Origin of the sequence: Clostridioides sp. ES-S-0010-02, from assembly GCA_020641055.1 — a bacterium.
GTDB lineage: Bacteria > Bacillota > Clostridia > Peptostreptococcales > Peptostreptococcaceae > Clostridioides.
On the sequence record CP067345.1, the window covers coordinates 3,757,136 to 3,782,074 of the forward strand.

23 protein-coding genes and 1 other annotated feature are annotated in these 24,939 nt (G+C 27.3%); of the genes, 9 read left to right on the forward strand and 14 right to left on the reverse strand.

Going from position 1 to position 24,939, the window contains the following annotated elements; genetic code table 11:
- Positions 1-161: 161 nt before the first annotated feature.
- Complete coding sequence (locus JJC01_17460; GenBank protein UDN57926.1) at positions 162-1,622, reverse strand: NADP-dependent glyceraldehyde-3-phosphate dehydrogenase; 1,461 nt, start codon at positions 1,620-1,622, stop codon at positions 162-164.
- 475 nt (positions 1,623-2,097) lie between these two features.
- Between JJC01_17460 and JJC01_17465 the strand changes: the two genes are divergently transcribed.
- From JJC01_17465 to JJC01_17485, 5 genes are all read left to right on the forward strand, one after another.
- Entirely contained in the window at positions 2,098-2,253 is a 156-nt protein-coding gene (locus tag JJC01_17465; protein ID UDN57927.1) for a 4Fe-4S binding protein, read from the forward strand.
- Positions 2,254-2,449: 196 nt separating this feature from the next.
- A complete protein-coding gene (locus JJC01_17470) occupies positions 2,450-3,028 on the forward strand; it encodes a TetR/AcrR family transcriptional regulator (GenBank protein ID UDN57928.1) in 579 nt (192 codons plus the stop codon).
- A gap of 181 nt (positions 3,029-3,209) precedes the next feature.
- Positions 3,210-3,443, forward strand: a complete 234-nt coding sequence (locus tag JJC01_17475) for a hypothetical protein (protein ID UDN57929.1) — start codon at positions 3,210-3,212, stop codon at positions 3,441-3,443.
- Between the two features lie 8 nt (positions 3,444-3,451).
- Positions 3,452-4,714, forward strand: a complete 1,263-nt coding sequence (locus JJC01_17480; GenBank protein ID UDN57930.1) for an MFS transporter — start codon at positions 3,452-3,454, stop codon at positions 4,712-4,714.
- A 299-nt stretch (positions 4,715-5,013) separates the two neighbouring features.
- Positions 5,014-5,583 carry a hydrolase gene (locus JJC01_17485; protein ID UDN57931.1) on the forward strand — a complete coding sequence of 190 codons (570 nt, stop codon included), beginning with the start codon at positions 5,014-5,016 and terminating at the stop codon, positions 5,581-5,583.
- A 467-nt stretch (positions 5,584-6,050) separates the two neighbouring features.
- Here the strand turns inward: JJC01_17485 and JJC01_17490 are convergent, their stop codons facing one another.
- On the reverse strand, positions 6,051-7,388 hold the full coding sequence (locus JJC01_17490) for a GHKL domain-containing protein (GenBank protein ID UDN57932.1): 1,338 nt from the start codon (positions 7,386-7,388) through the stop codon (positions 6,051-6,053).
- Positions 7,389-7,758: 370 nt separating this feature from the next.
- Between JJC01_17490 and JJC01_17495 the strand changes: the two genes are divergently transcribed.
- From JJC01_17495 to JJC01_17505, 3 genes are read left to right on the forward strand one after another with little or no spacing between them, the layout of a single operon-like run.
- Complete coding sequence (locus tag JJC01_17495) at positions 7,759-8,079, forward strand: helix-turn-helix transcriptional regulator (protein UDN57933.1); 321 nt, start codon at positions 7,759-7,761, stop codon at positions 8,077-8,079.
- An 11-nt stretch (positions 8,080-8,090) separates the two neighbouring features.
- Positions 8,091-8,768, forward strand: coding sequence for a hypothetical protein (locus JJC01_17500; protein UDN57934.1), 678 nt, complete (start codon positions 8,091-8,093; stop codon positions 8,766-8,768).
- Entirely contained in the window at positions 8,761-9,822 is a 1,062-nt protein-coding gene (locus JJC01_17505; protein UDN57935.1) for a DUF4097 family beta strand repeat protein, read from the forward strand. The genes JJC01_17500 and JJC01_17505 overlap by 8 nt, the downstream gene beginning before the upstream one ends.
- A gap of 248 nt (positions 9,823-10,070) precedes the next feature.
- On the opposite strand, the gene thrS is transcribed toward JJC01_17505, so the two are convergent.
- The 12 genes from thrS to queG form a co-directional block, all read right to left on the reverse strand.
- The gene (thrS, locus tag JJC01_17510) at positions 10,071-11,990 is read right to left on the reverse strand and encodes a threonine--tRNA ligase (protein ID UDN57936.1); all 1,920 of its coding nucleotides are present in this window, start codon (positions 11,988-11,990) and stop codon (positions 10,071-10,073) included.
- A 63-nt stretch (positions 11,991-12,053) separates the two neighbouring features.
- Positions 12,054-12,291, reverse strand: a binding site (T-box leader).
- A 207-nt stretch (positions 12,292-12,498) separates the two neighbouring features.
- The gene (locus tag JJC01_17515) at positions 12,499-13,101 is read right to left on the reverse strand and encodes a DUF445 family protein (GenBank protein ID UDN57937.1); all 603 of its coding nucleotides are present in this window, start codon (positions 13,099-13,101) and stop codon (positions 12,499-12,501) included.
- Between the two features lie 248 nt (positions 13,102-13,349).
- Positions 13,350-14,168, reverse strand: a complete 819-nt coding sequence (locus JJC01_17520; protein UDN57938.1) for a putative sporulation protein YtxC — start codon at positions 14,166-14,168, stop codon at positions 13,350-13,352.
- 2 nt (positions 14,169-14,170) lie between these two features.
- The gene (locus JJC01_17525; GenBank protein UDN57939.1) at positions 14,171-14,932 is read right to left on the reverse strand and encodes a hypothetical protein; all 762 of its coding nucleotides are present in this window, start codon (positions 14,930-14,932) and stop codon (positions 14,171-14,173) included.
- Between the two features lie 161 nt (positions 14,933-15,093).
- Positions 15,094-15,429, reverse strand: a complete 336-nt coding sequence (locus JJC01_17530) for a hypothetical protein (protein ID UDN57940.1) — start codon at positions 15,427-15,429, stop codon at positions 15,094-15,096.
- 67 nt (positions 15,430-15,496) lie between these two features.
- Positions 15,497-16,585, reverse strand: a complete 1,089-nt coding sequence (locus JJC01_17535) for a BMP family ABC transporter substrate-binding protein (GenBank protein UDN60210.1) — start codon at positions 16,583-16,585, stop codon at positions 15,497-15,499.
- A 61-nt stretch (positions 16,586-16,646) separates the two neighbouring features.
- A complete protein-coding gene (locus JJC01_17540; protein UDN57941.1) occupies positions 16,647-17,651 on the reverse strand; it encodes a BMP family ABC transporter substrate-binding protein in 1,005 nt (334 codons plus the stop codon).
- 390 nt (positions 17,652-18,041) lie between these two features.
- Entirely contained in the window at positions 18,042-18,890 is an 849-nt protein-coding gene (locus JJC01_17545; GenBank protein ID UDN57942.1) for a DegV family protein, read from the reverse strand.
- A 35-nt stretch (positions 18,891-18,925) separates the two neighbouring features.
- A complete protein-coding gene (trmL, locus tag JJC01_17550; GenBank protein UDN57943.1) occupies positions 18,926-19,396 on the reverse strand; it encodes a tRNA (uridine(34)/cytosine(34)/5-carboxymethylaminomethyluridine(34)-2'-O)-methyltransferase TrmL in 471 nt (156 codons plus the stop codon).
- 193 nt (positions 19,397-19,589) lie between these two features.
- Positions 19,590-20,249, reverse strand: coding sequence for an endonuclease III (gene nth, locus JJC01_17555; GenBank protein UDN60211.1), 660 nt, complete (start codon positions 20,247-20,249; stop codon positions 19,590-19,592).
- Positions 20,250-20,683: 434 nt separating this feature from the next.
- Positions 20,684-22,921, reverse strand: a complete 2,238-nt coding sequence (locus JJC01_17560; GenBank protein UDN57944.1) for an AAA family ATPase — start codon at positions 22,919-22,921, stop codon at positions 20,684-20,686.
- A 105-nt stretch (positions 22,922-23,026) separates the two neighbouring features.
- A complete protein-coding gene (gene queG, locus JJC01_17565; GenBank protein UDN57945.1) occupies positions 23,027-23,941 on the reverse strand; it encodes a tRNA epoxyqueuosine(34) reductase QueG in 915 nt (304 codons plus the stop codon).
- A 579-nt stretch (positions 23,942-24,520) separates the two neighbouring features.
- On the opposite strand from queG, the gene JJC01_17570 reads away from it, so the two are divergent.
- On the forward strand, positions 24,521-24,925 hold the full coding sequence (locus JJC01_17570; GenBank protein UDN57946.1) for a RusA family crossover junction endodeoxyribonuclease: 405 nt from the start codon (positions 24,521-24,523) through the stop codon (positions 24,923-24,925).
- Positions 24,926-24,939: the final 14 nt, after the last annotated feature.

A 24,939-nucleotide genomic window follows, 5' to 3' on the forward strand; every position in this document is an offset into this window, starting at 1 on the left:
CCCTAATTAGAGTGAACCTTTTTTATATCTATATAATTTATACAAAATCTATATCCTGATTAAAACTTCATTATTTTCTAGAGCTATATAAAGCTTTAAAAATCAAAATATAAAGTGGAAAAAATTAATTTCTCCACTCTATCCAATATTACTAGTATAATCTACAGACCCTTAACATTTACTACTACTGCCTTAGGTCTAGTCATAGCCTCAATTGAATACTTAACGCCTTGAGTTCCCATTCCAGATGCCTTTACCCCTAAAAATGGGAAGTGGTCTGGTCCCCTCTCAGTCTTATTATTTATTTGAACAGTACCAACCTCAAGCTTATCAGCTATATAAAAAGCCTTATCAATATCACTTGTAAATACTGATGATTGAAGCCCATACTCTGATTGATTAGCAATCTCAATTGCTTCATTTATATCTTTAATTCTTATAATTGGAAGTACTGGTCCAAAAGGTTCCTCCCAAGCAATTTTCATATCAACACTTACATTATCCAATAATGTTGGATAAAATAAATTATTTTTTCTAACATTACCTGTTATTAATTTAGCCCCTTTATGCAATGCATCATCCACTAATCCTTGAACAAAATCAGTTGATTTGTTATCTATAAGAGGTGTAATAACTACTTCATCCATTGGATTCCCAACTGTTAACTTCTCTACTAACGGTTTTATTTTTTCAACTAGCTTATCAGCCACACTATCTTGAACCAAAATTCTCTTTACTGCCGTACATCTTTGACCTGAATATGAGTAAGCTCCAGCTACTATGTTTTTAGCTGCAAAATCCAAGTCGGCATCTTCTAATACAATAGCAGCATCTTTTCCACCAAGTTCCAATAATAACGGAACCATTTTAGATATTTTAGATATATGTTGACCAACTTCAGTACTACCAGTGAAATTTATAAAGTTGATTCCCTTATGAGTTACAACATAATCTCCTATTTCACTACCTCTACCTGTAATTGTGTTGAGTACACCATCTGGTATACCAGCCTTTCTCATAATTTCTACTAAATGAAGTGCACTAATAGCTCCTTGTGTAGCAGGTTTTAGGACAACTGCATTTCCACCAATAAGTGCTGGTGCAATTTTTGACATTGATAAATTTACAGGATAATTAAATGGAGATATAGCTAAAACAGTACCCAACGGAACTCTTGAAACATAAGACATCTTATTACGTGTTCCACCAGGGAAATTGTCACCACTAATAGCCTCACCTTCCATATTCTTTCCTACATCTGCTGTGTATCTCAAAAAATCTGCTGTTCTTTCAACTTCTGCTCTTGCAGATTTTATATCTTTAGCTATTTCAAGTACCAATATATTAGCTATTTCATCCATATTTTCTAGCAATAAGTCAGCTGCTTTATGAAATATATTAGCCCTCTTGTATACAGGCATATCAGCCCATACCTTTATACTTTCTTTTGTATTTTTAATAGCTTCATCTACTTCATGCTTTGTCATAGATTGTACTTTTCCAACAAGTGAGTTATCTATTGGTGAGTAAATTTCTATTGGTTTTTTTGAATTGGATTCTACCCATTTCCCATTTATTAAATTTTTATATACATTTTCTTCGGTTTTAAGTTCATTAAACATATTTTTATTCCTCTCTCTGATATAACATTATGTATTTAAATTATAGCCATTTATTTGTTATGTAAACATTTCTTTTTCTCATAAACGTTTACCTTTAAAAAAAAATTTGTAATCCTTATTTTTTGTATTTTAAATACCGTTTTAATTAGAAGTAGCTTTTTAATTTAAATATCTATTTTTTAATATGTCTCTGTAGTTTAAGTACTTATTTTAATGTATTTTTATTTTAAATAATTCCTCATCATTTCATGCTTGAGTTTCTTGCAAGATATAATTACACATATCATAATGTCAACCATAATAGAACATATTACACAATTAAAAGAACATTATTTGGTTAATTATTGACCCTAATCTACCTATGTGATATAATTTAAACAGAACACTATTCTGTTTTAAAAAAGAAACATCACGAAAAAAAATAAAAAGCTATCCAAAATCCAATTTTTTAGTAAACACACTTTTTCATAAAATAATGGAGCGTTATATAAAGAACTGTCCAGGCAATGATAAATATTTTACAGTTTGGGATGATTGTATTTCTTGCGGATTATGTGCTAAAGTATGCCCCTGTAAAACAATTAAATATGCCAGTTATCAAATGCACATACATAGAACCAATAACCTATAAGGGCATTCCTTATGGCTATTGGCTCTTTTCATATAATTGCCTCTACTATAATACTACTTGCAGATTGTAGCAAAAAACCGTTGTTTGTTAACAAAGTCATACTTGACAAATTCATAAATGGACAATACTATATATGTATGACTAAAAAAATATTTTAAGTCATACATATACATACTTATGGAAAGGATTGATAAATATGGCTAAAAGCTTTACAGAAGTTGAAAAAAACAATATAAGAGAAAGATTAATTTTAGAATGTGAAAACCACTGGTCTAAATATGGATATAAAAAAACTAATATTGATGAGCTTTGTTCAAAGGCAGGAATTGCAAAAGGCTCTTTCTACACATTTTTTGATTCAAAAGAAAAGTTATTTTTTGAAGTATTAAATGGAATTCAAAATAGACTTATATCATCACTATACGAAATCTTGAATAGTATGCCTACAAAAGAAGGATTTGTAGCATCTTTAAAGATGTTATATCGCTTATATGATAAAAATCCATTTTTATATGCTCCCAGAGATCATGATTCTATTGCTTTTTTAAACAAATTACCTAAAGACATGGTTTCAAAGCTTGAACATAACAATATACAAAGCTTCTATGATTTAATTGAAAAGTATGATTTTAAACTAAAAATAGATAAAGAAAAAGCCTTTGGTGTTTGTAATGCTCTATTATCAAGTCTATTGTTAAAAGAAGATATTGGATATAACTATTTTGAAGTATTCGATTTCATGATAGAGAATCTTGTAGATGATATATTTGAATAATATGATGTGCTAATTTTACTAGATTATATAAGTAAAATAAATGATTATGTAGAATATGTAACTAGTAGAATAGTTAACTATAAAATAAATTAAATAGACAAATTAAGTGAATTACACAGCAAAAATAATAAATTTTGTTTTTCTGCTAAAATTCCTTTAAAATTCTTTTGGGAGAGTCCATATGATTGAACTAATACAAAAACTAAACGATATTATATATAAAATAAATGAAAAATTAAACATACATACAAAACTTGTAGACCCTAGTAGTGAACTTATGCCTTTCTACTCTACTCTATCTATAATGTTTGCTATATTTTTAATAGTGTTAGGAATTAAAATAAAAAGAAAACTTCTAGTAGTAATTGCTGTTATAACAATTATTATAAATGTTTTAATAATCTTAGATAGGTAGGTGTATATATGACAAAATCACTAAATACTTTCAACAAAAACTTCAACTTAATGGTATTAGGTCAAATAATTTCGCTGTTTGGTGCCTCAATACTTAAATTCGCTTTATCCTTGTACATACTTGATATGACAGGAAAAGCAGGAATATTTGCTACGATACTTGCAGTATCTTCAATTCCAATTATAATATGTTCCCCTATTGGTGGAGCTATTGCAGATAAATTTAATAAAAGAAATTTAATGGTTATTTTTGATTTTTCAAGTAGTTTAACTGTTCTAGTCTTAGCATTATTTTTATTTAACAATAAAGGTTCAATACTGATTGTAGGAATTATCATGACTATACTTTCAATAATAAGTACGATGTATCAACCCACTGTTCAGTCGAGTACACCTATCCTAGTTGATAGTAAAAATTTAATGAATGCAAATGGTGTCGTAGCTGGAGTTGCATCTCTTACAAATATCGCTGGACCTGTACTAGGTGGTGTTTTATATGGAATTCTTGGAGTTAATGCTATTGTAATTATCAGTTGTATAAGCTTCTTTTTATCAGCTATTATGGAAATGTTTATTCAGATGCCTTTTGTTAAACAAGAACAGTCTGATAATATCATAAAGTCTATCTTTAATGATATAAAAGATGGTGTTGTCCATATATGTAAAGAAAATCCTACTCTATTAAAAATATTGTTTATAGCAATGGCATTAAACCTCTTTTTAACTTCAATGATAATTGTAGGTATACCATATATAATAAAAATAACAATGGGTGCTAATGATACCTTATATGGTACTGCACAGGGAGCAATATCATTTAGTTCACTAGTAGCTGCTATAAGTATTGGCATGTTCTCTAAACATATAAAAATTAGTAATTTATATATATACCTTTGTGTATGTGCACTAATGTTTATTCCAATGGCATTTTCGGTATATCCATCTATACTACAAACAGGGTTGGTAGCACCATTTTTAATTCTTGTAATATCCTCTATGTTAATATTTTTCATGACAACAATTATTTCAATATTTGCCATAACAATAACTCAATTAGAAACTCCAAATGAACTGTTAGGAAAAGTAATGGCGATACTTTTTGCAGGAACAGCTGCTGCAATGCCTCTTGGTCAGGTCATATATGGTAAACTTTTTGATTTATTATCAGATAGAGTTTACATTATTATCATAGGAGTTGGTATAGTTATATTCTTTATAGCAATTATTTCAAAAATAATATTAAAAGACAAAAGTGCTAAGTACAGCAAATAGAGATTTTATTATATTCTAATTGTATTTTTTACAAATAATATAAGCAGAATATTTATATTCATAGATACATTATGATGTTTGATTTTAGTCTTAATTTTACAAAATATACAAAACTATACGACTGTAGCATAATATATGAATGTGTCATATATACTGATAAAATTTTAATTTTCACTAATTTCTGAATTTAAATGCAAAATTATGCATTAGTGTGTTGACGTATTGGAAATTGATTGATATAATCAATGAAAAATAAGCTTTATAAAAATTCAAAATATTCAGCTAGAGGAGTGATAGTAATGAGTTACATGCCAAATTTAGAGCAAGCATGGGAAATCTTAAAAAAATACAATAAGGAAGAATTTCATATAAGACACGCTCAAATTGTATCTGGTGTTATGAGATATTATGCAAAAGAATACGACCCTGAAAGAGTAGAATTTTGGGAAATCGTTGGACTTTTACATGACTTAGACTTTGAGATGTATCCTGAAGAACATTGTGTTAAGCAAAGAGAATTAATGACTGAACTTGATTTAGATAAATCAATAATTGATTCTACTGTAAGTCATGGATATGGATTGACTGGCTCAGACGTTAAACCAGAGCAATTTATGGAAAAAGTTTTATTTGCTGTAGATGAACTTACTGGATTAATTGGTGCTGCTGCAATAATGCGTCCTTCAAAAAGTGTATCTGATTTAGAATTAAAGTCTGTTAAAAAGAAATTTAAAGATAAATCTTTTGCTGCTGGCTGTTCTAGAGATGTTATAAGAAGTGGTGCAGAAATGCTTGATTGGGAACTTGACAAACTTATACAAACAACTATAGAGGCTATGAGAAGCCTAATTCCAGAAATGGAAATATAGGCTATCATACATATAAAGTAAGTATAATAAAACCAAATTAAATACTAGAACAACTTTATTTATATAGAGTATCTGATTATGTATTTATCAATTTAATAGTTTCACTAATAAGCAGTTACGTTGATACAAATGTTTTGTTGATTTTATCAATATAACATAACTTTAGTTGCAATAGAAGTTACATCTCTAAAGAGTTTTTCTCCTTTCGATGCAACTTCTTTTTTATGTTATTTTGTCTACTGATTCCACCCCTGTTATCTACTTCCAGCCACATTACCTCTAAATCTCAGACTTTATATTTTAAAACTCATTCTATGTACGACTCACTATATGTACAACACACTATATGCATAGCTCACTATATGTATGATTTACTATATAACACACTAATTTAAATAGATTCTTATAGGTAATAATTAAGTCTATTATCTTTATAAAATTATATTATTTACTCATGACACATCAAATTATATATTAATTGCTTTTTTTACATTCCTAAGTGGTATAGCAATCTTAACTACAAATTTTTTATCATCATATTCAATTACAACGTTTCCTCCATATTTATTTACAGAATTTTTTATACTTTTTATTCCTAGACCATGAAGTGCATCTTTTTTATCTGTTACAATTTGTCCGTTCTTTGTGATAATTTCATTTACTTTAGTGTTTTCCACTCTTATAAGATAAAAATTTTGTAAAACATCACCTTTAACACAAATTACTTTACTCCCCTCCTCAATTTTTTTACATGCTTCAATTGCATTATCTAAGATATTTGAAAATATATGACATACATCTATTAATTCAATAGCTTCACAGTGACCAAAATTTATTCCTATTTTAAGTTCTATATTATTTTTATCACAAACTTCTTTCTTCTCACTCAATATAGCATCTAAGATAAAATTACCAGTATTAAATAAAATATCATTACTTTGAATCTCCATCTGTAAGTCATCTAAATATGAAGTAACATCAATACCTTTTTTAACCATAGTTTTTATACATAAGATATGATTTTTCATATCATGACTTAATAATCTAGTTTTTAAATGTTTCTTTTCTATATCCTCATAATATTCATTTTTATTATGTAAAACGTTTTTAATCATATTATTTTCTGCTATTAATGCATTATACTCTTGTAATTTTTTAGCAACTAAAATCAAGATAATACTTGATAGAAGTAACATGATAGAGATTATAAGTAATTGATAATTATGTATTAAACTACCACTAGTTTTAGGATTAAATATGTATTCAAAAATAGCAAAGAAAGACGCTATATTGGCAATTATAGGTATAATTACATATGTTAATGTCTTTTTATTTATTTCTATATTCAATTTTATTTTTAATGTCTTATATAAAAATAAAATTAAAAGCAAAATTGTCTTTCCAGATACAATTGACTCAATTCTATATATATTTTCTGTTAACATTTGGCTCATATCATCTATTGAATTAATCCAAATTGTTAAAGACATGCTCAAAGCATCTATACCCATTAACAACATCCAATACATTAAAGATATTAGTATAGCTTTTGTAAGCCTTACTCTATATGAAATTTTGTAAAATGCAATCATAATCATCACAGATATAATTACTCTTATATTTGGAATTACGTCAAAGAAATAAAATATATTAGCAAAAATAATAATACCTATCATGTAAAGATTTATTCTTTTATTGGAAATTTTTTGTATACTTGTGTAATCTAGTATTTTTTTACAAACAAACCATTCTATGATAAAAGACATAGCAATGAAAATATTCCAAAACAAATTTGACTTTATCATAATATTTTCTCCTAGTGTATTAATAATTTAATTTTTAAAATTTTCCATATAACTTAATTATATACGACTCTACACCTGTAGTAAATACCTTGATAGAATTATCCTAAATAAATTGAATTTTATTTTATTTTTTAATAATATCATTACATATGCTAATATATTTAAGCATTCTTCCTTCTTCCAATTTAATAACAACATCATTTCTCTATAAATAACTATAAAAGTACGTTTTTCATATGATTTAGTATGTAATTCTCTCCTAAAACGATATAAAACTGTAAGAATTATAATAAAATAAATTTTATCACACGAAATACATTGACAGGCGAGGTATATAAAAGTATTATATACTTAAACGGAGGTGATGTTTATGAAAATCGCATCTGATATGATAAGAGGTCATACAGAAACAATTATCTTAAAGCATTTACTTGAAAAAGATAGCTATGGTTATGAGATTAATAAATCTATATTAGAAAAAACACAAGGCTTGTATGAGTTAAAAGAAGCAACTTTATACACAGCCTTTCGTAGACTTGAACAATCTGGTGCAATAACATCTTATTGGGGTGATGAGGCTACTGGTGCTAGAAGAAAATATTATTCTATAACAAGCGAAGGTAGAGAAAAATATAAAAAAAGCCGTGAAGAATGGGATAATACAAAATTGTTAATAGACACATTAATTTAGGAGGTGAAAATATGTTAGATAAAATACATGATTATATTGAACAAAGCTTTACAGAAGTTAAAGAAACAAGAAAGGTCAAAGAACTTAAAGATGAACTATTCGAAAATCTAAAAGAAAAATACAGCGACCAAATACAAAATGGTAAGTCAAAGCAAGAAGCATATAATTCAGTAATATCTGGGATTGGAGATTTATCTGAATTAATTGAAAGTGTTAAAGAACCATATTTTATGTCTTCTGAATTAATTGAAGAAAGAAAAAAAAGAGCTTTGAGAGTATCAATAGCAATTGCTCTTTTTATAATAAGTCCATTTTTAACTGCTGTTTTAATTGTAAACTTGGGTATCCAACCAACTCTGGCTAGTCTTCCAATGTTTATATTAATATCAGTTGGAACAGGTCTATTAGTATACAATGGAATGACAAAGCAAAACTATAGTCCATCTGATGATACTATTGTAGAAGAATTCAAAGAATGGAGAGTAAAAACTAAAAGTACAAATCTTGCTTATAAATCATTTATGAGTGCATATTGGATGATAATAGTTGGCATTTTTTTAATTGTTAATATATGTTTTGATGCTTGGAGCTTTTCATGGATAATATTCATAATAGGTGCTGCGGGAATTCATATAGTCGAAGGTGTACTACAATTAAAAGACGCGGAGGATGATGATAAATATGAATAAAAAATTTTTAAAAATAAAAATTATTGTTTGGAGTATTGTGGCTATAGTATTTTCTATAATATTTATTATTTTCCTTACAAATACTATTACTTCATCTAAATATGATGTCAAAGATTTGATTAAAGGTTCAGTTAAAAATGAAAGTTTTTTATCCTCTAATAAAAATTATGATAAGTATATAACTGTTAAAAGTGAGAGTTTTTCAAATAAAATAAATAATATTGATGTTGACTGGATTTCAGGTGAAGTTAGAGTTTTAAAGAGTGATTCTAATAAAATCAAATTAATTCAAAAAGCTCCTTCTAATTTTTCAAGGAAAAAGATTGCAAAAATAAAGGTTGATGGTAATACCCTTTCTATCATTGATAATTCTGCAAAAAAATTCTTCATTGGAATTGGACTTCCAAAATCAACAGTACTTGAACTATATTTACCTGAAAAATTATATAACAATATAAATGTATCTACTACTTCAGCAGATATATATAGTACTTATCTTAAAAGTAACATGGCGTATATTGAATCAGTTTCAGGTAATATAGAAATGTATGGTAAGATTGACAAAATGACTTTAGAGACAACTAGTAGCAATATCAACATAAAAAAACTTGATAGTAAAAGTGTTACCTGTAATTCAGTATCTGGTAAAATTCAACTTTCTGGTAAAACTGACGATTTGAAGATAAATACAACAAGTGGAGATATAGATTTAGAAAATATGGACAATAAGAATCTTATATGCGAATCAACTTCTGGTAAAGTTAATATAGAGGGTAAATTTTCCAATATCAAATCTGAGACAACTAGTGGAGATATAAAAATTAATTCAAGTGCAATGTTGTCTTCTTTCAAATGTGATACTACTTCTGGTGATATTGATTTGTATATTCCTGAGAATTCAGGATTTACCTTAGATTTTAGTAAGGTCTCTGGTAATTTAAATAGTAGTTTTAAATTACTTCAGGATGGCGATTCATATGTTTATAAAAATGGGACTGCAAAGATGTATGTGGATACTACAAGTGCCGATTTAAATATTATAAAAAATAACTAACAAAAAATAGCGATATTAAAGCTTTGTATAAACTACATAAAGATAATATACATTAAAAAGTTATATAAATTACACAAAGATAAATCTTTATATCTTATAAGCAAAAATTAGAGGCACATTATCATAAAAAATATGACTAAATGTGCCTCTAATTATAATTATTTATTCACAAGATACTTATCTATACAGAAAATATCTATCTATACACAAGTTAACATTTTATATATCAATTAACTTTATTTTATATATTAGTTTTGAATAACACTTTCTCTTGACTCAATTTCTTTTGAAATACTAGCTATAAACTCATCTAATTTAATACTGCCTATTTCACCTTTATCTCTTGATCTTACAGAAACATTATTTTCAGCTACTTCTTTTTCACCTACTACTAACATATAAGGAACTTTTTCAAGTTGAGCTTCTCTTATTTTAAATCCAATTTTTTCAGCTCTATCATCTAATTCAACTCTTATACCTTTATCAAATAATACTTTTTTAACTTCATTAGCATAATCCATAAACTTATCAGATATAGGAAGTATCTTAACTTGAGTTGGAGATAACCAAACTGGGAATTTGCCAGCATAATGTTCAATTAATATACCTATAAATCTCTCTATACTACCAAAAGCAACTCTATGAATCATAACTGGTCTATGTTTCTCACCATCTTGTCCAATATAAGTATTATCAAATTGTCTTGGAAGTTGCATATCTAATTGGATAGTACCACATTGCCAAGTTCTTCCTAAACAGTCTCTTAAATGGAAGTCTATCTTAGGACCATAGAATGCCCCATCACCTTCATTTATAGTATATGGTAGACCTAACTCTTCTAAAGCTTCTCTTAATCCATTTTCAGCTGCTTCCCACTCTTCTTCGCTTCCCATAGAATTTTCTGGTCTTGTAGATAATTCTAGATTGTATTCAAATCCAAAAGTCTTGTAAATACCATCTATTAGATTAGCTACACCTTTTATTTCATCTTTGATTTGTTCTGGTAACATGAATATATGTGAATCATCTTGAGTAAATGCTCTAACTCTCATTAATCCTTGTAATGCTCCAGATAACTCATGTCTATGAACTCTACCAAGTTCTGCAACTCTCATTGGGAAATCTCTATATGAGTGTAATTGAGAATTGTAGTAAATTAATCCACCAGGACAGTTCATAGGTTTTATAGCATAATCCTCGTCATCTATTTTAACTGTATACATATTCTCTTTGTAATGATACCAGTGACCTGAAGTCTCCCATAATTTTCTGTTTAATATAATTGGAGATTCTATTTCAATATATCCAGCTTTTCTGTGTATTTCTCTCCAGAATTTTAATAATTCATTTTTAAGTTCCATTCCTTTTGGTAAGAACATAGGGAATCCAGGACCTTCATCAGGTATCATAAATAAACCTAATTCTTTACCTAATTTTCTATGGTCTCTTTTTTTAGCTTCTTCTAATAAGTGTAGGTACTCTTCTAAATCTTTATTTTTTTCAAAAGAAGTTCCATAGATTCTTTGAAGCATTTTATTTTTTTCGTCACCACGCCAGTATGCACCTGCTACACTTTGTAATTTAACAGCTTTAACCTTTTTAGTAGATGGTAAATGTGGTCCTCTACATAAATCAGTAAAATCACCTTGTTTGTAGAAAGATATTATTTCACTTTCAGGTAAATCAGATATAAGCTCTACCTTATAATCTTCTCCTTGTTCTTTCATAAGTTCTAAAGCTTCATTTCTAGGAAGTTCAAATCTTTCTATTTTTAAATCTTCTTTAGCTATTTTTTTCATTTCAGCTTCTATTTTTTCCAAGTCTTCTGGAACTAATCTATGTTCTAAATCTATATCATAATAGAATCCATTCTCTATACTTGGCCCTATAGCAAGTTTTGCTTCTGGGTAAAGTCTCTTTATAGCTTGAGCTAACATATGTGCTGATGTATGTCTAAAAACGTCTTTTCCTTCTTTATCTTCAAATTTAAATAAGTTTAAATCACAATCACTATCTATCATGTGGTCCAGACCTACAACCTCTCCGTTCACAGATGCTGCTACCACATTTCTAGCTAATCCTTCACTAATGGATTTAGCCACATCCATAACAGAAAGAGCATTTTCAAATTCTTTTATTGAACCATCTTTTAAAGCAACTTTAATCATTGTTTTTTCCTCCTTATTGAGATAATTTTTAAATTTTTTGTAATAAAAAATCGCCCCAAATATATTTGGGACGATATTAATTCGCGGTTCCACCCAAGTTGGTGTATACAAATATATACAACCCTCTTGATGACTATAAGGTAGTCACCCGAGCACTTTCACAAATCGTGTAAAACAAATATTGCTAATAAGCTCAGCTCCAAGGTAGTTTTCAAATAGACCTATTACATGGGTTTTCAGCCATAGACCCAGATTCTCTGTGAATGGTTTCCACTCTACTCTTCCTCTTCAACACTATAATTTTTGATATATTTTCATTATAACAGATAGTCATACATCAATCAACATTAATGTAATATATTAATTACCCATTATTTTTCATCTCAATCAATTTTAAACTAATATTCTTATATTTTATATTAATTTAATCTTTTGATTTATAGTAATATTATAATATTTTCACTAATTTTAAATTTTTAAAGCATATCTACATGCATGATAGATATAACTAGATAAATATAGTCACTAATCCTTGAACTATACCTATTAAGAAACCTAATACAAGACCTAAGATTTCTATATGTTTTAATTCATTTTTAGCTATTCTTATGATTATTTCTTCTAGTTCATATAAATCTAGTTCATTAATCTTATCTTCGACCATTTTTTGTATATCTATACGCTCATTTGCTTTATTTATTATATTTTTGCTCAATTCATCTATGCTCTGTTTCACTTCAGATTCAATTATATCTCCTAAATAGTCCTGAATCATGTTCTTTATACTGCTTGGTATAAATGAAACTTTCTCATGTATGATAATTTTCACCCTTGCTTTTATGTATCTTACAACTTCTTCCTTATCTTCGTCAGTAATGATATTTGCAAGTATTTCGTCCATTGAAAGAAATTCGTTTTGAATTATTTCACCTACATTTGCTGCTATTTCTGCTCTTCTCTTTGGTATAAGACCTACTATCTCTATATTTAAAATAGGTATCTTAATAGGTACTATTGGTCTAAATATCAGTCTTATAGCAACTACATTTGTGACATAACCTATAAATCCACCAATAACAGCTAATATTAGTATCCTAATTAAATTATCCATTATAAAACTTCTCCTTATCAATTGTATATTTGTTAGCTATATTTTATCTTTAATAACTCTAGTTATATTATAGCTTTATATACAATTATAAGTCTTTCGTGTCGATTTCAAAAGAATTTTTTGATTTCTAATTTTTATTTTTATTATTTTAGTTGTATTTTACTATCTTTTAACTCTGATTCATCTGTAATTTGAGTATATTTTTATTTTTAACTATCTTTTCAAATCTTAAATTATATCTTTCAATTCTAATTTTCCATAATTATACTAACTTTATTTTCAAAAATTGCTTCTACTGTATCTATGATTTCCTTTGAGCAATTGTTATTTAATAAATCTAATATTTCTATCTTCTTAGGGCATAAAGTTAATAAGGTACTTATTAAAAAGTCCTCATAATTTAAATTTTCTCTTATGACCATATTTATAATTTCTTCATCATCTATACTGTCTATTTTATTTCCATTTTTATCGTATAAAATAAATGTATTATCTTCCATTATATGAACTTTAAGTAAATCTATCTTTTCTTCTTGAGTATCTATAAAATATTTTAAAACTCTTATAAACTCATCTTGGTCTCTTTTTATTAAATACTCTTCAACTGCAATATCACCTATAGCAGAAATATATTTCATAAATTCTCTCATTCTAAATCTAATAAAACCTTCGACATTTATAAAATCATTTTCCTCTATATAGTTCCTAACCCTTGTAAATACTGTTTCTCTCATAAAAATCTCTTTTTTAGCAAATATGTTTAGTGAATATATGTATATATTATTTTTATCTTCAGGATATGTACGCCCATAGCATTTTAGAATGTATTCTTTTAAAAGTTTCTCTTTCATTATACTTATTATCATACTAGTTATTTCTGTAGATATTTCATCAATATTTAGAGCTCTTTGTTCAGTTTTAGTACCATTAAGTATCTTCTTATTTAATACTTCTTGCTTTGCAGAATCAATTACGACTTCTACAATGTCATTTGTATATATTAATCTATCGTTTACATTATTATTCCTCAAAAATTTCATAGAAGAAATATTATCCTTCTCAACCAAAGTTATCGCTCCTTTCTCGTCATGAGAGGAACTATAGAACCTATATCGAGTAAATTTTCACTACTAAGTGTAACTATCTCCTTGTTTTTACTTTCTATAAAACTTTTTATACGTTCATAGTCAGGATGTTTTTTAACATCTCCACAAAAAGCTAGTTTATCCTTAGAAATTAACCCTGTACATCCACCTATAAATCCATAATTCATCTCAAATAAATTTATATGACCTTTTTCTATTAATAAACACTCTATTTCTGTATTCTTCATGCTTTTCCAAATACCTTTATCTGATGTTATTATAGATGTTCTATCTACTATACAGATTGAGCATTTAGAATAGCCCTGCTCTATATTTATCTTTTTAAGTTTATTATTTTCAATATAATCTAATATCGCTCTGTCAGTGTACTTAAAATTGTGTATGGCATAATCACCAACTATAGCAATATTGTAAGGTATATCATAAGGATATTTATTTGATAAATTAGCTTCTCCCTTAATTATATTAAATTTATGTTTACTTAATAACTCTTTGTATTGATTATATACATTCGGCGCAACAATTATATCTCCTTTTCCTAAATTACAAATACATATATCTGGGTGATATTTTATACTTTCATATAATTCTTTACATTCTATTGTTTTTATTATTTCTATATTTCTTAATTTTAATTCATTTTCCATTAGATAACTAATTCTTTTGTCCACCAAAGCTAGACACAAATCGTCATCTAGTATAAATGGCTCTCTTGTAAATTCCATTTTTTACTCCTTTTTATTTTTTTTGATAAATTTTTTATTTGAATATAAATAAAGTGTGCAGTAGATTTTTTCTACTTACACACTTATTATTGGACTTTTATGTAATTAATCTAAATTAATTAATGTTTTTTTTGATAAATTTTTATAAAAACTCTACTCTATCATCTAATTGATTTTAATTTAGCTATATCGTTCCAATTGCTTGCTGTTACTATTTCAATTTTATTTAAGTCTCTTTTTATCTCTTGTGTGTCTCCTTTAACAGCTACAACATGTTTTTCTGTATATTCTAATTCTACCTTTGTGTCTTTTAAATCTTTTTTAATTTCTACTAGATTATTTTCTATCTTATCTAATCTAGAGTCTATTCCATTAAATCTAGCATCTACTTTATCTAGTCTTGTATCCACCTTATCTAATCTGTTTTCTAATTTATCAAATCTGTCGTTAATACTGTTTTGCATTTTGTCTAGAAATTGCAAAATTTTGTCTTCCATATGTATCAACTCCTCTATAGATAATTATAACATTCTACACAAATACTATATATATCTTCAGCAATAATTAGTATGTACTTTTCACCTTATTGTACTCTTTTTTTACATATTCCAAAACATCTGGTGGTATGTTTCTATTGCTATTTGGAGTAAGTCCAATTTCTCCATCTTTTATCTTAAACTCTATGACTTTACTTCCCTTAAAACCATCCTTTACAACATTCTGTATCAATTCATAAACAGGTTGTTCTACATCCTTTACAATCGAACTTATTACATTATCTGGAGCCATATCATATTGGTCTTTATTAATAGCTATAACTTTACCACCATTTTCTCTAGCTACCTGAATAGCTCTTTTCCCATCATCCTCTGTGGCTGAAAATACAACATCTCTATCAGAATCTCTCATTTCTTTTGCAATAGTTCTAGCTGACTCAGGATTTTCAAATACATTTGCATACTTTACCAATAAATCAGCATTTTTATTTGAAGTTTTAAGACCTTTTCTAAATCCAGATTCATATTTGTCTCTACTAGAGCCTTCAACCCCTCCTATAAATCCTACTTTACCAGTGTCAGTCATTTTTCCTGCAATAAGACCTGCCAAATATCCAGTGGAATTATCTTGAAATGATACAGAAATTACATTAGCTGGTTGAACCTTATAATTATAATCAACTATTGCAAATTGCTGTTTTGGATATTTTGTAGCAGCTTGTTTAATCGTTTCTGCAAATCTAGCTCCAACTGCTATTATCAAGTCTGGTTCATATTTATATAATTTTTCTATGCTATTTGCAAAGTCATTAAAAGTCTTTGGTCTTTCAATCTTCTCTCTAATATCAAAATCCTCATCAGCTCTTTTTAAAGCTGACAGTACATTATTATTATACGATTCATTACCTAAATTTTCAGTATCTAACAATACTCCAACAGTTTTTCTTACATAAGAATCATCTTCCAATTCATCCTCATCATTGCTACTTTCACTATTTGACTTATCTTTATCAGACAAAGTTGACACATTCTTAGATTCACTTTGTTTAGACTTATTATTATTTATATTAGAATTATTATTTACTCTATTAAATCCAAAATCAAAATTACAGATAAATAGTATAAAAACTGTAAAGAGCATGACAAAACAAAACATCAATATCCTTTTTATTTTCACAAAACTCACTCCCTGACATAGAACATGAAGTCTCTATAAATTATTTATTGTTCTTATTTACATATTCTAACACATCAGGAGGAATATTTTGAGAACTATTTTGAGCAAGTCCAGTACTTCCAGACTTCATTGTATTTTCTATAACTTTACCACCCTTATAATCTCCTTTTACAAAGCTTTGTATTAAGTCATAAGTAGGTTTTTCAAAGTCCTTTACAATAGAACTTATAACATTTTCTGGAGCCAACTCATGCTGATCTTTATTAATTGCTATCACTTTTTTATTCTTTGCTCTAACCATATTTATTACACTCTTTGAATCATCTTCAGTATTAGAAAAAATAATATCTACTCCACTATCCATCATTTTTTTAGCAACAGATTCAGCAGATTTACTATCTTTAAAAATATCTACATACTCAACTGAAATATCTTTTATATTGCTATTAGAAAATTTAACACCTTCTTTAAAGCCAGATTCAAATTTATTTCTACTAGAACCCTCTACTCCACCTATAAAACCAACCTTATCTGTTTCTGTCATCTTTCCAGCAACTAATCCAGCCAAATATCCAGTCTTATTATCCTCAAAAGAAATTGAAGTTATATTAGATGGTTGTTTGTCATACTCATAATCTACAATGGCAAACTGTTGCTTTGGGTATTTCTTGGCTATCTTTTCTAGAGGCTTTGCAAATCTAGAACCAACAGCTATAATCAAGTCAGTATTATCATTACATAAAATATCTATGCTATTAGAAAAAGTTGATGAATCCTCTGATTCCACTTTATTTGTATCTATGTTAAGATTTTTTTGTGCAGTATCTAACGCTAACAAAGCTGAATTATTCATGACTCCATTATTTGACCCTTCAATATCTAATATCATAGATACAGATTTTTTTGAATTTTCTTTGTTACTTAGCTTATTTTTATTATCTTGATTAGAATTAGAATTATTACTTGAATTACTGCTACATCCAACTAACATTCCAGCAGTCATTGCTACAGTTAACATTAATACCAACAATTTTTTTAAACGCATCAAAATCCACTCCTTATATTTTTGTGACATTTTTACATACTATTTACTTTTACATACTATTTACTTTTACATACTATTTACTTTTACATACTATTTACTTTTACATACTATTTACTTTTACATACTATTTACTTTTACATACTATTTACTTTTACATACTATTTACTGATTTGTTATACCTCATTTGCAAGTATTTATTTAATTTTTTCAATAAACTTACCATAAAAAAGTGTGTAATAGATTTCTATCTATTTACACACTTCCCTAAAAACTAAACTTAATATATCAACACTTAATTCTATCTAAAACAAATCATATCTAGTGTATCAATGTTTAACATATCTTATCATAAATTAATAAAAAAATAAATAATCCCAATATAAAAAATTGTTATTTATTTTTTAGACATATAATTCCAGTTACACCAGGACCAGCATGTGCACCTATACACACACCAATTTGGAAAAATTTAATTTCCTTAGGTCTCAATTCATCCTCTATAACTTTAGACAATTGTTCTTTTTCCTTAATGTCATCACTATATCCTATATATATAACTTGGTCTGATAAATCATCCCCACAATTCGATTTTATCAAGTCCATCATCTTAGAAATTACATTCTTCTTACCTCTTACTTGAGATAATTGTGAGACTAACCCTCCTTTTATTTCAAGAATAGGTTTTATATTTAATATACTTCCTATTGCCGCCTTAGTAGATGATATTCTTCCTCCCTTTTGTAAGTACTCCAATGTATCCACTGAAAATATAACAAAAGCTTTTTCTTTTAATTCATCTAAAACAGGTAATATTTCATTAATAGATTTTCCTTCACTTGCAAGCTCTCCTGCTTTTATTACAAGCAGACCAGTTCCCATACAAAGTAAGTTAGAATCATATGTATATATTTCACCTTCTACATCATTCTTCGCCATTACAGCACTTTGATATGTTCCTGTAGCTGTAGCCGAACCAGCTATATAAAGTATTGCTCTACCTTCACTCGTGTATTTTTCAAAAACTTCCTTAAATTGGGCATAAGTAGCTTGAGAAGTTTTTGGATATGCATTTTCTTCTCTAAGTTTTTTATAAAATTCATCTCCAGATATATCAATCCTATCCTTGTATTCTTTTTCTTCTAATATAACTGTTAATGAAACAATATCTATATCATATTTATCTAACAAATCTTTTGGCACGTCCGATAAACTGTCACAGATTATCTTTAGATTTTTCATTAAGTATGCTCCTTTCTAATTTAGGATTATTTAAACTACCTCATATTAGGGTATCCTATTTGTCTTAAAGCCTCATATACTACTATAGCTACTGAATTTGATAAATTTAATGACCTAGCTTTTTCAACATCTAACATAGGTACTCTAATACAAGTATCCATATTTGCTTTCAACAAAGACTCTGGTAATCCCTTTGTTTCTTTCCCAAATACTATAAAACAATTTTCTTCATATTTTACATCTGAATGCGATTGTTTAGCCTTTGTTGTAGAAAAAAAGTATCTACTGTTTGGATATTTTTCTTGTAATTCTTCAAAGCTATCGTAATATTGTATATCAGCTATATCCCAATAGTCAAGACCACATCTTTTTAAGTGCTTATCATCCAATGAAAAACCTAATGGTTTTACTAAATGCAAAGTTGAACCTGTTGCTGCACAAGTTCTTATTATATTTCCTGTATTTTGAGGTATTTCTGGTTCTACTAATACTATATTTAATGACATTTTTATCCTCCTAAATATCGTTCTTGTTTACTAAACTTTATTTTATAAACAGAATAACAATAATATTATACTATCATATATAATAATGTTAATAATAATTTTTATTTTATTATATATAATAGTTTTCTATCTAACATTTTCATAAGTATTATTATATCAGAAAATCACTCTTGTACAACTTACTTTAGAAAAGTTATTTCATTCCTTTAAGTTCTTGATAATAATTACAATCATCTTTTATTGGACAGTTTTCACACTCTGGATTTCTAGCTTTACACATTCTTCTTCCATGAAAAATTAATACATGATGTGAGTGTGACCATCTTTCTTTTGGTATGGCTTCCATAAGTGCAAATTCTGTTTTTTGAGGGTTTGGCTCATCTACTATTCCAATTCTATTACTGACTCTAAATACATGTGTATCTACTGCTATTGCTGGATGATTAAAGGCATTACTAAGAACAACGCCTGCTGTCTTTCTCCCAACACCAGGAAGTTTTACAAGCTTTTCTAAAGTATCTGGTACCTCACCATTATATAATTCACACAACTGTTCAGATGTAGCTTTTATTTTTTGAGCCTTACTTTTATAAAGACCACAACTTTTTATCTCTTTACTAATTTCTTCAATACTTAAATCTGCAAAATCTCTTGCTGTATTGTACTTCTTAAACAATTCCGCTGTAACTTTATTTACTCTTACATCAGTACATTGAGCGGATAATATAGTTGCTATTAAAAGTTCAAAGGCTGTCCCATAATTTAGTTCACATGTAGCATCTGGATACAATTTTTCTAATTCATCTAAAATTTTATTTACATCTTTTTCGTTTTTAGATTCTTTCTTATCCACAGATTTACTTTTAGCTTTCTTATTACTCACTTTTTGTATATTTTTACTAGATTTATTATCTTTTAATTTACTATCTTTTTCACTTTTTTGAGCATCTTTTTTGCTAACTTTGACACTTTTTTTATTATCCTTAATATCTACAAAATTTTCTATATCTTTTTCATCAATTATTTCATCTACTTCTTTTTGAGTTTCAATTTTATTTACATCATTCTTACTTATATCTTTCTTATTTACACTTTTCATAGTTATCCCCCTTAAAATACCAATTTATAAAACATTATTTATATATAGTTTAATCATATCAACAAAAAATAAACATCAACATACAAAACAAAACTTACTCTACAGATATTTCACAAAAAAAGCAAAAACTTATTAAAGTTCCTGCTTTTTATTATACATATAAATACCCATTAAATTCTATTATAAACTTATTCTTTTGCCTCAATTTGTATCTTACTAAAAGATAGTAGTTTTTCTTTGACCAATTTTTTTATTTCTTCAAATTTGACATCTGTCAATATCTCTATAGCTTCTTCTACTCTTTCAACTGTATATATTTTAAATTTTCCATCTTTTATAGCATCATTAACTTCATCTGATAAAACAAGATTTCTCTGATTTTTTTTAGGAATTATTACACCCTGTTCATTGTTTAAGCCTTTAGTTTTACATATAGAATAAAATCCCTCTACTTTTTCACTTATTCCACCAACTACTTGTATATCTCCCTTTTGATTTATAGAGCCTGTAACTGCAATATTTTGCTTAATTGCTACACCACTAAGAGATGATAACAATACATATAACTCCGCAGAAGATGCACTATCCCCATCTATACCTCCATAATTTTGCTCAAAACAAATATATGCATTTAATGACATCAATAAATCCTGTGCAAAGTTTTCAGAAAGATATCCCCCTAATATAAGCACTCCTTTATTATGTATTGAGCCACTCATATTTACTTCTCTTTCTATATTTACTATACCATTGCTTCCTGGACTAGTAGTTGCTGTAATCCTTGAAGCCCTACCAAAAGAATATTCTCCTGTACTTAAAACTGATAGCCCATTTATTACTCCAACTTTTTTCCCTTCTGTTTCTATTAGAGTAAAACCATTTTCAATTGATTCATCCATGTGTGTCTCTACTCTATTAATACGCTTTTTCTTTTCACTTATTGCTTTTTTAATATCATCTCGCTCTGTATAATTGGAACTTCTAAATTCTGCATATGCACTTCCTTCTATTATAACTTCCATTATTTTATTAAACTTAGTTGATAGCTTCTCTAAATCACCAGACAATTTAGTGCTAAACTTAACAACTTCGTCAACTGCATCTTTTGTAAAATGTTTTAAGCCATTTTTATTGCATTGATATGCTATAAATCTAGCTATTCCATCTTCATTATTTTTATTCTTATCCATTTCGCTATCAAAATCTACAAATATTTTAAAATATTTTCCAAAATCTTCTTCATATCTATATAAAATATCATATATATAATGACTTCCTATCAATATCACTTTGACATCTAAGGGCATATTTTCTGGTTTAATTGCTGTCTGTGTTTCCAAAATCACTTTTTTTGTTTGCAACGTCTTTTTAAGAATTTCCCAAGACATAGTATACTTTAATAACTGGTCTGCATAAAGCACCAAATATCCGCCATTAGCTCTATGAAATGCTCCTGATAATAATTTTGTAAAATCAGTCTTTATATTTCCGTTTGCATAATCATATTCTGCCTTTCCAAATAGGTTTGATGGGCTTGGATTTATCTCTACTATGACAGGTGCTGATTCCTTCTTTTTCGAACCTCCATTATCTACAAATAAATTAATTTTATACTTTATAAAGTGTTCTTTATCATACTTATCTTTCAATTCTTCTTCATCTAAGTAAAATAAATACATGTATTCTATGATATCTTTTTTTATATTTTCTAAGTAAAGTTGAATTTTTTCATAACATTCATATTTTTCGCACAACGTTTTAATATGAGGTTCTACTACAAGCTTAGCTATCTCTTCTTCAAGCTCTAACACAGCCTTTTCAGCTTTTTCTTCCAAGTTTCTAATTTTATATACAACTTGTATTGCCATGTTTTCGAGTTCTCTTTTAGCCTTATAAAACTCTTCATCTGATATATCACTTTCTTCTTCATCTTCCTTCAAAGGTATGAAAACTATTCCCATTTTACTTTGTTTTAGTTTAAATCCTTTTTCTTCTCCATATTTTTTAATCTGCTTTAGTAACATATCTTTTTCTATTTCATATTCATCCAAAAGTTTATTTTTCTCTATTTCAAAATCTTCACTTTCAAATGCATTTTTAAAATCTTCTAAAAGACTTTCTACTAACTTTTCCATATCTTTCTTAAGTTCTCTTCCAAACCCTTTTTCTAATTCAACTATCATAGGTTCTCTAGGGTTTTCAAAATTATATATATAGCACCAATCTTTATGTGTACTTTTTTTAGATGCATATTCATTTAAAACCTTTAAGGCATAAGTACTTTTACCTGTTCCAGATTCCCCAGCTAGGTATATGTTGTAGGCTGGATTATTTATCTTTAAACCTAACTCCATAGCTTCTACTGCTCTTTCTTGACCCAATATACTATCTAGTGGACTTATTTCAGATGTATTATTATATTTCAATATTCCCCCACCTCCTCATATTTAACTTTAATGATATAATATGACTTTTACACCATAAGTGTTAAAGTAAATACACATTAAAGTATATGAAATAGACTCTTATTATTAGTCATCATACTTATCTAAAATTATTTCCATATTTCTCTTTATTATATTTTTACCCCTCCAGCTAAAAGCTCTATCTCCATATCTCCTCTTAAATTCTTTATTTGATATATTTTGTATCTCATCATAATCCAAATAGTCTATTATATCTTCCTTAAATTCCAAGATGTGAGTTGTTGGTATTTCAATATTATGAGGACATACTTCTTGACAAATATCGCACCCAAATATCTTTTTACTTTTCTTTAAAACATACTTTTCTTCCTCTGACAAATCTCCCTTTTTTTGAGTTATATATGATAAGCATTTTTTAGGATTCATATCATAATTTCCCAATATAGCATTTCCCGGACAATATTTTACACACTTTCCACATTTAAAACAGCTTTTTTCTAGTGGTTTATCTTCTTCAAACTTATAATTATTTACTATATATCCAATAAATATATAAGAACCATATTCATCAGTTATAATATTATTATTTATTCCAAAATATCCAATACCTGATAAATAAGCTAAATATCTGTCAACTAATGGTCCATTATCAGCAAATATCTTATATTTAAAACCTTCTACATTTTTGGAAATATAATCACAAATTTGTTGTAAAAAATCTTTTACTACAATATGATAGTCCTTTCCATGACAATATTTTGATAAATTTGAATTTTTATTCTTTTCTTGTCTATTTATATGGTATGGAAAAGCACACACTATTATAGAATTAGCATCTTCCATTATATTTCTAGGATTAATTCTATTTTCAATTATGGTTTCTTCCATACCTGTTAAATAGTCTTTTTTCTGTCTATTTTCAAGTATCTCTCTCAGATTTTCATACTTATCTACTCCAGCTATTCCTACACACTTTAATCCTATGAGGTTACAAAATTCTTTTAATCTGTTATTATCCATAAAATTATTCCTTTTCAACTTAAATTCTAAAATCACAATTATGCTACATATGTTTCTTTGTTTAGACATAACAACATTTATATAGTCTAAATAGTCTAATTTTTAAAATTCACATGTCTATATAATTTATTTACTATATAATTTGACTTTTATATGCTGTTATCTTAGTATAATTTAACATCTATCTATTTTTAATTTTTAACTATTTTACTCTTATAACACTACTTATTCTTCACTATCTATATTTTGTTATTCTTCACTATTTGTATAGTTTAGCTTTCATCCATATTATATCTTTAGCTATTTTACTCTTATAACACTACTTATTTTTCACTATCTATATTTTTTTTGTTCTACAACATTATCATAATTTAACTTTCATATCTCTTCCCTCTATTGCTACCTTGTATTTCTTCTATAATATATCTTTCATATCTACAACAATCTAATATATATTACACTATTAAAATCATATCTTATCCAATTAGACTTTGTTATTCAGAAAGTTACAACAAATAAGAATTTGCTTTTAAATCATCCACAGATTATAATAAATACTGTATAAGGATGGTGAATAAATTGATTAAAATAACAATACCAGGTAGACCCATTAGTAAATCTAATTTTAAACTTCATAATATAAATGGTCAAGCATGGATGCCTTCAAAGGGAAAATATTCTAAGTATTTAGCATATGAGAACATGATTGCAGGTTTTATAAATCAACAGTATCAAGGAGAAACTGTTGAAGAAAATTTAATAACAGTGTTAAAATTATTCTTCCCTAACAAGAGAATGGGCGATTTACATAACTATCCAAAGAGCATTTGTGATGGTATTGAAAAAAGTGGAATAATAAAAAATGATAAGCAGCTTAAGCCAGTACTTTTATTTGATTTTATAGATAAGGACAATCCTAGAGTTGAAATTGAACTTTATCCAATATCTAAATACGATATATCTTATAATATTTTTGAAAAATAAAAATCTGTATATGC

Coding starts and splice junctions, on each gene's coding strand:
- JJC01_17460 (UDN57926.1), bottom strand. CDS start 1,622: ATGTTTAATGAACTTAAAACCGAAGAAAATGTATATAAAAATTTAATA.
- JJC01_17535 (UDN60210.1), bottom strand. CDS start 16,585: ATGTTTTGTTTTGTCATGCTCTTTACAGTTTTTATACTATTTATCTGT.
- thrS (UDN57936.1), bottom strand. CDS start 11,990: ATGATTAAAGTTGCTTTAAAAGATGGTTCAATAAAAGAATTTGAAAAT.
- JJC01_17540 (UDN57941.1), bottom strand. CDS start 17,651: ATGCGTTTAAAAAAATTGTTGGTATTAATGTTAACTGTAGCAATGACT.
- JJC01_17490 (UDN57932.1), bottom strand. CDS start 7,388: ATGATAAAGTCAAATTTGTTTTGGAATATTTTCATTGCTATGTCTTTT.
- JJC01_17465 (UDN57927.1), top strand. CDS start 2,098: ATGGAGCGTTATATAAAGAACTGTCCAGGCAATGATAAATATTTTACA.
- JJC01_17530 (UDN57940.1), bottom strand. CDS start 15,429: ATGGAAGACAAAATTTTGCAATTTCTAGACAAAATGCAAAACAGTATT.
- JJC01_17475 (UDN57929.1), top strand. CDS start 3,210: ATGATTGAACTAATACAAAAACTAAACGATATTATATATAAAATAAAT.
- JJC01_17485 (UDN57931.1), top strand. CDS start 5,014: ATGAGTTACATGCCAAATTTAGAGCAAGCATGGGAAATCTTAAAAAAA.
- JJC01_17525 (UDN57939.1), bottom strand. CDS start 14,932: ATGGAATTTACAAGAGAGCCATTTATACTAGATGACGATTTGTGTCTA.
- JJC01_17480 (UDN57930.1), top strand. CDS start 3,452: ATGACAAAATCACTAAATACTTTCAACAAAAACTTCAACTTAATGGTA.
- queG (UDN57945.1), bottom strand. CDS start 23,941: ATGGATAATAACAGATTAAAAGAATTTTGTAACCTCATAGGATTAAAG.
- JJC01_17515 (UDN57937.1), bottom strand. CDS start 13,101: ATGGATAATTTAATTAGGATACTAATATTAGCTGTTATTGGTGGATTT.
- trmL (UDN57943.1), bottom strand. CDS start 19,396: ATGTCATTAAATATAGTATTAGTAGAACCAGAAATACCTCAAAATACA.
- JJC01_17470 (UDN57928.1), top strand. CDS start 2,450: ATGGCTAAAAGCTTTACAGAAGTTGAAAAAAACAATATAAGAGAAAGA.
- JJC01_17505 (UDN57935.1), top strand. CDS start 8,761: ATGAATAAAAAATTTTTAAAAATAAAAATTATTGTTTGGAGTATTGTG.
- JJC01_17545 (UDN57942.1), bottom strand. CDS start 18,890: ATGAAAAATCTAAAGATAATCTGTGACAGTTTATCGGACGTGCCAAAA.
- JJC01_17500 (UDN57934.1), top strand. CDS start 8,091: ATGTTAGATAAAATACATGATTATATTGAACAAAGCTTTACAGAAGTT.
- JJC01_17495 (UDN57933.1), top strand. CDS start 7,759: ATGAAAATCGCATCTGATATGATAAGAGGTCATACAGAAACAATTATC.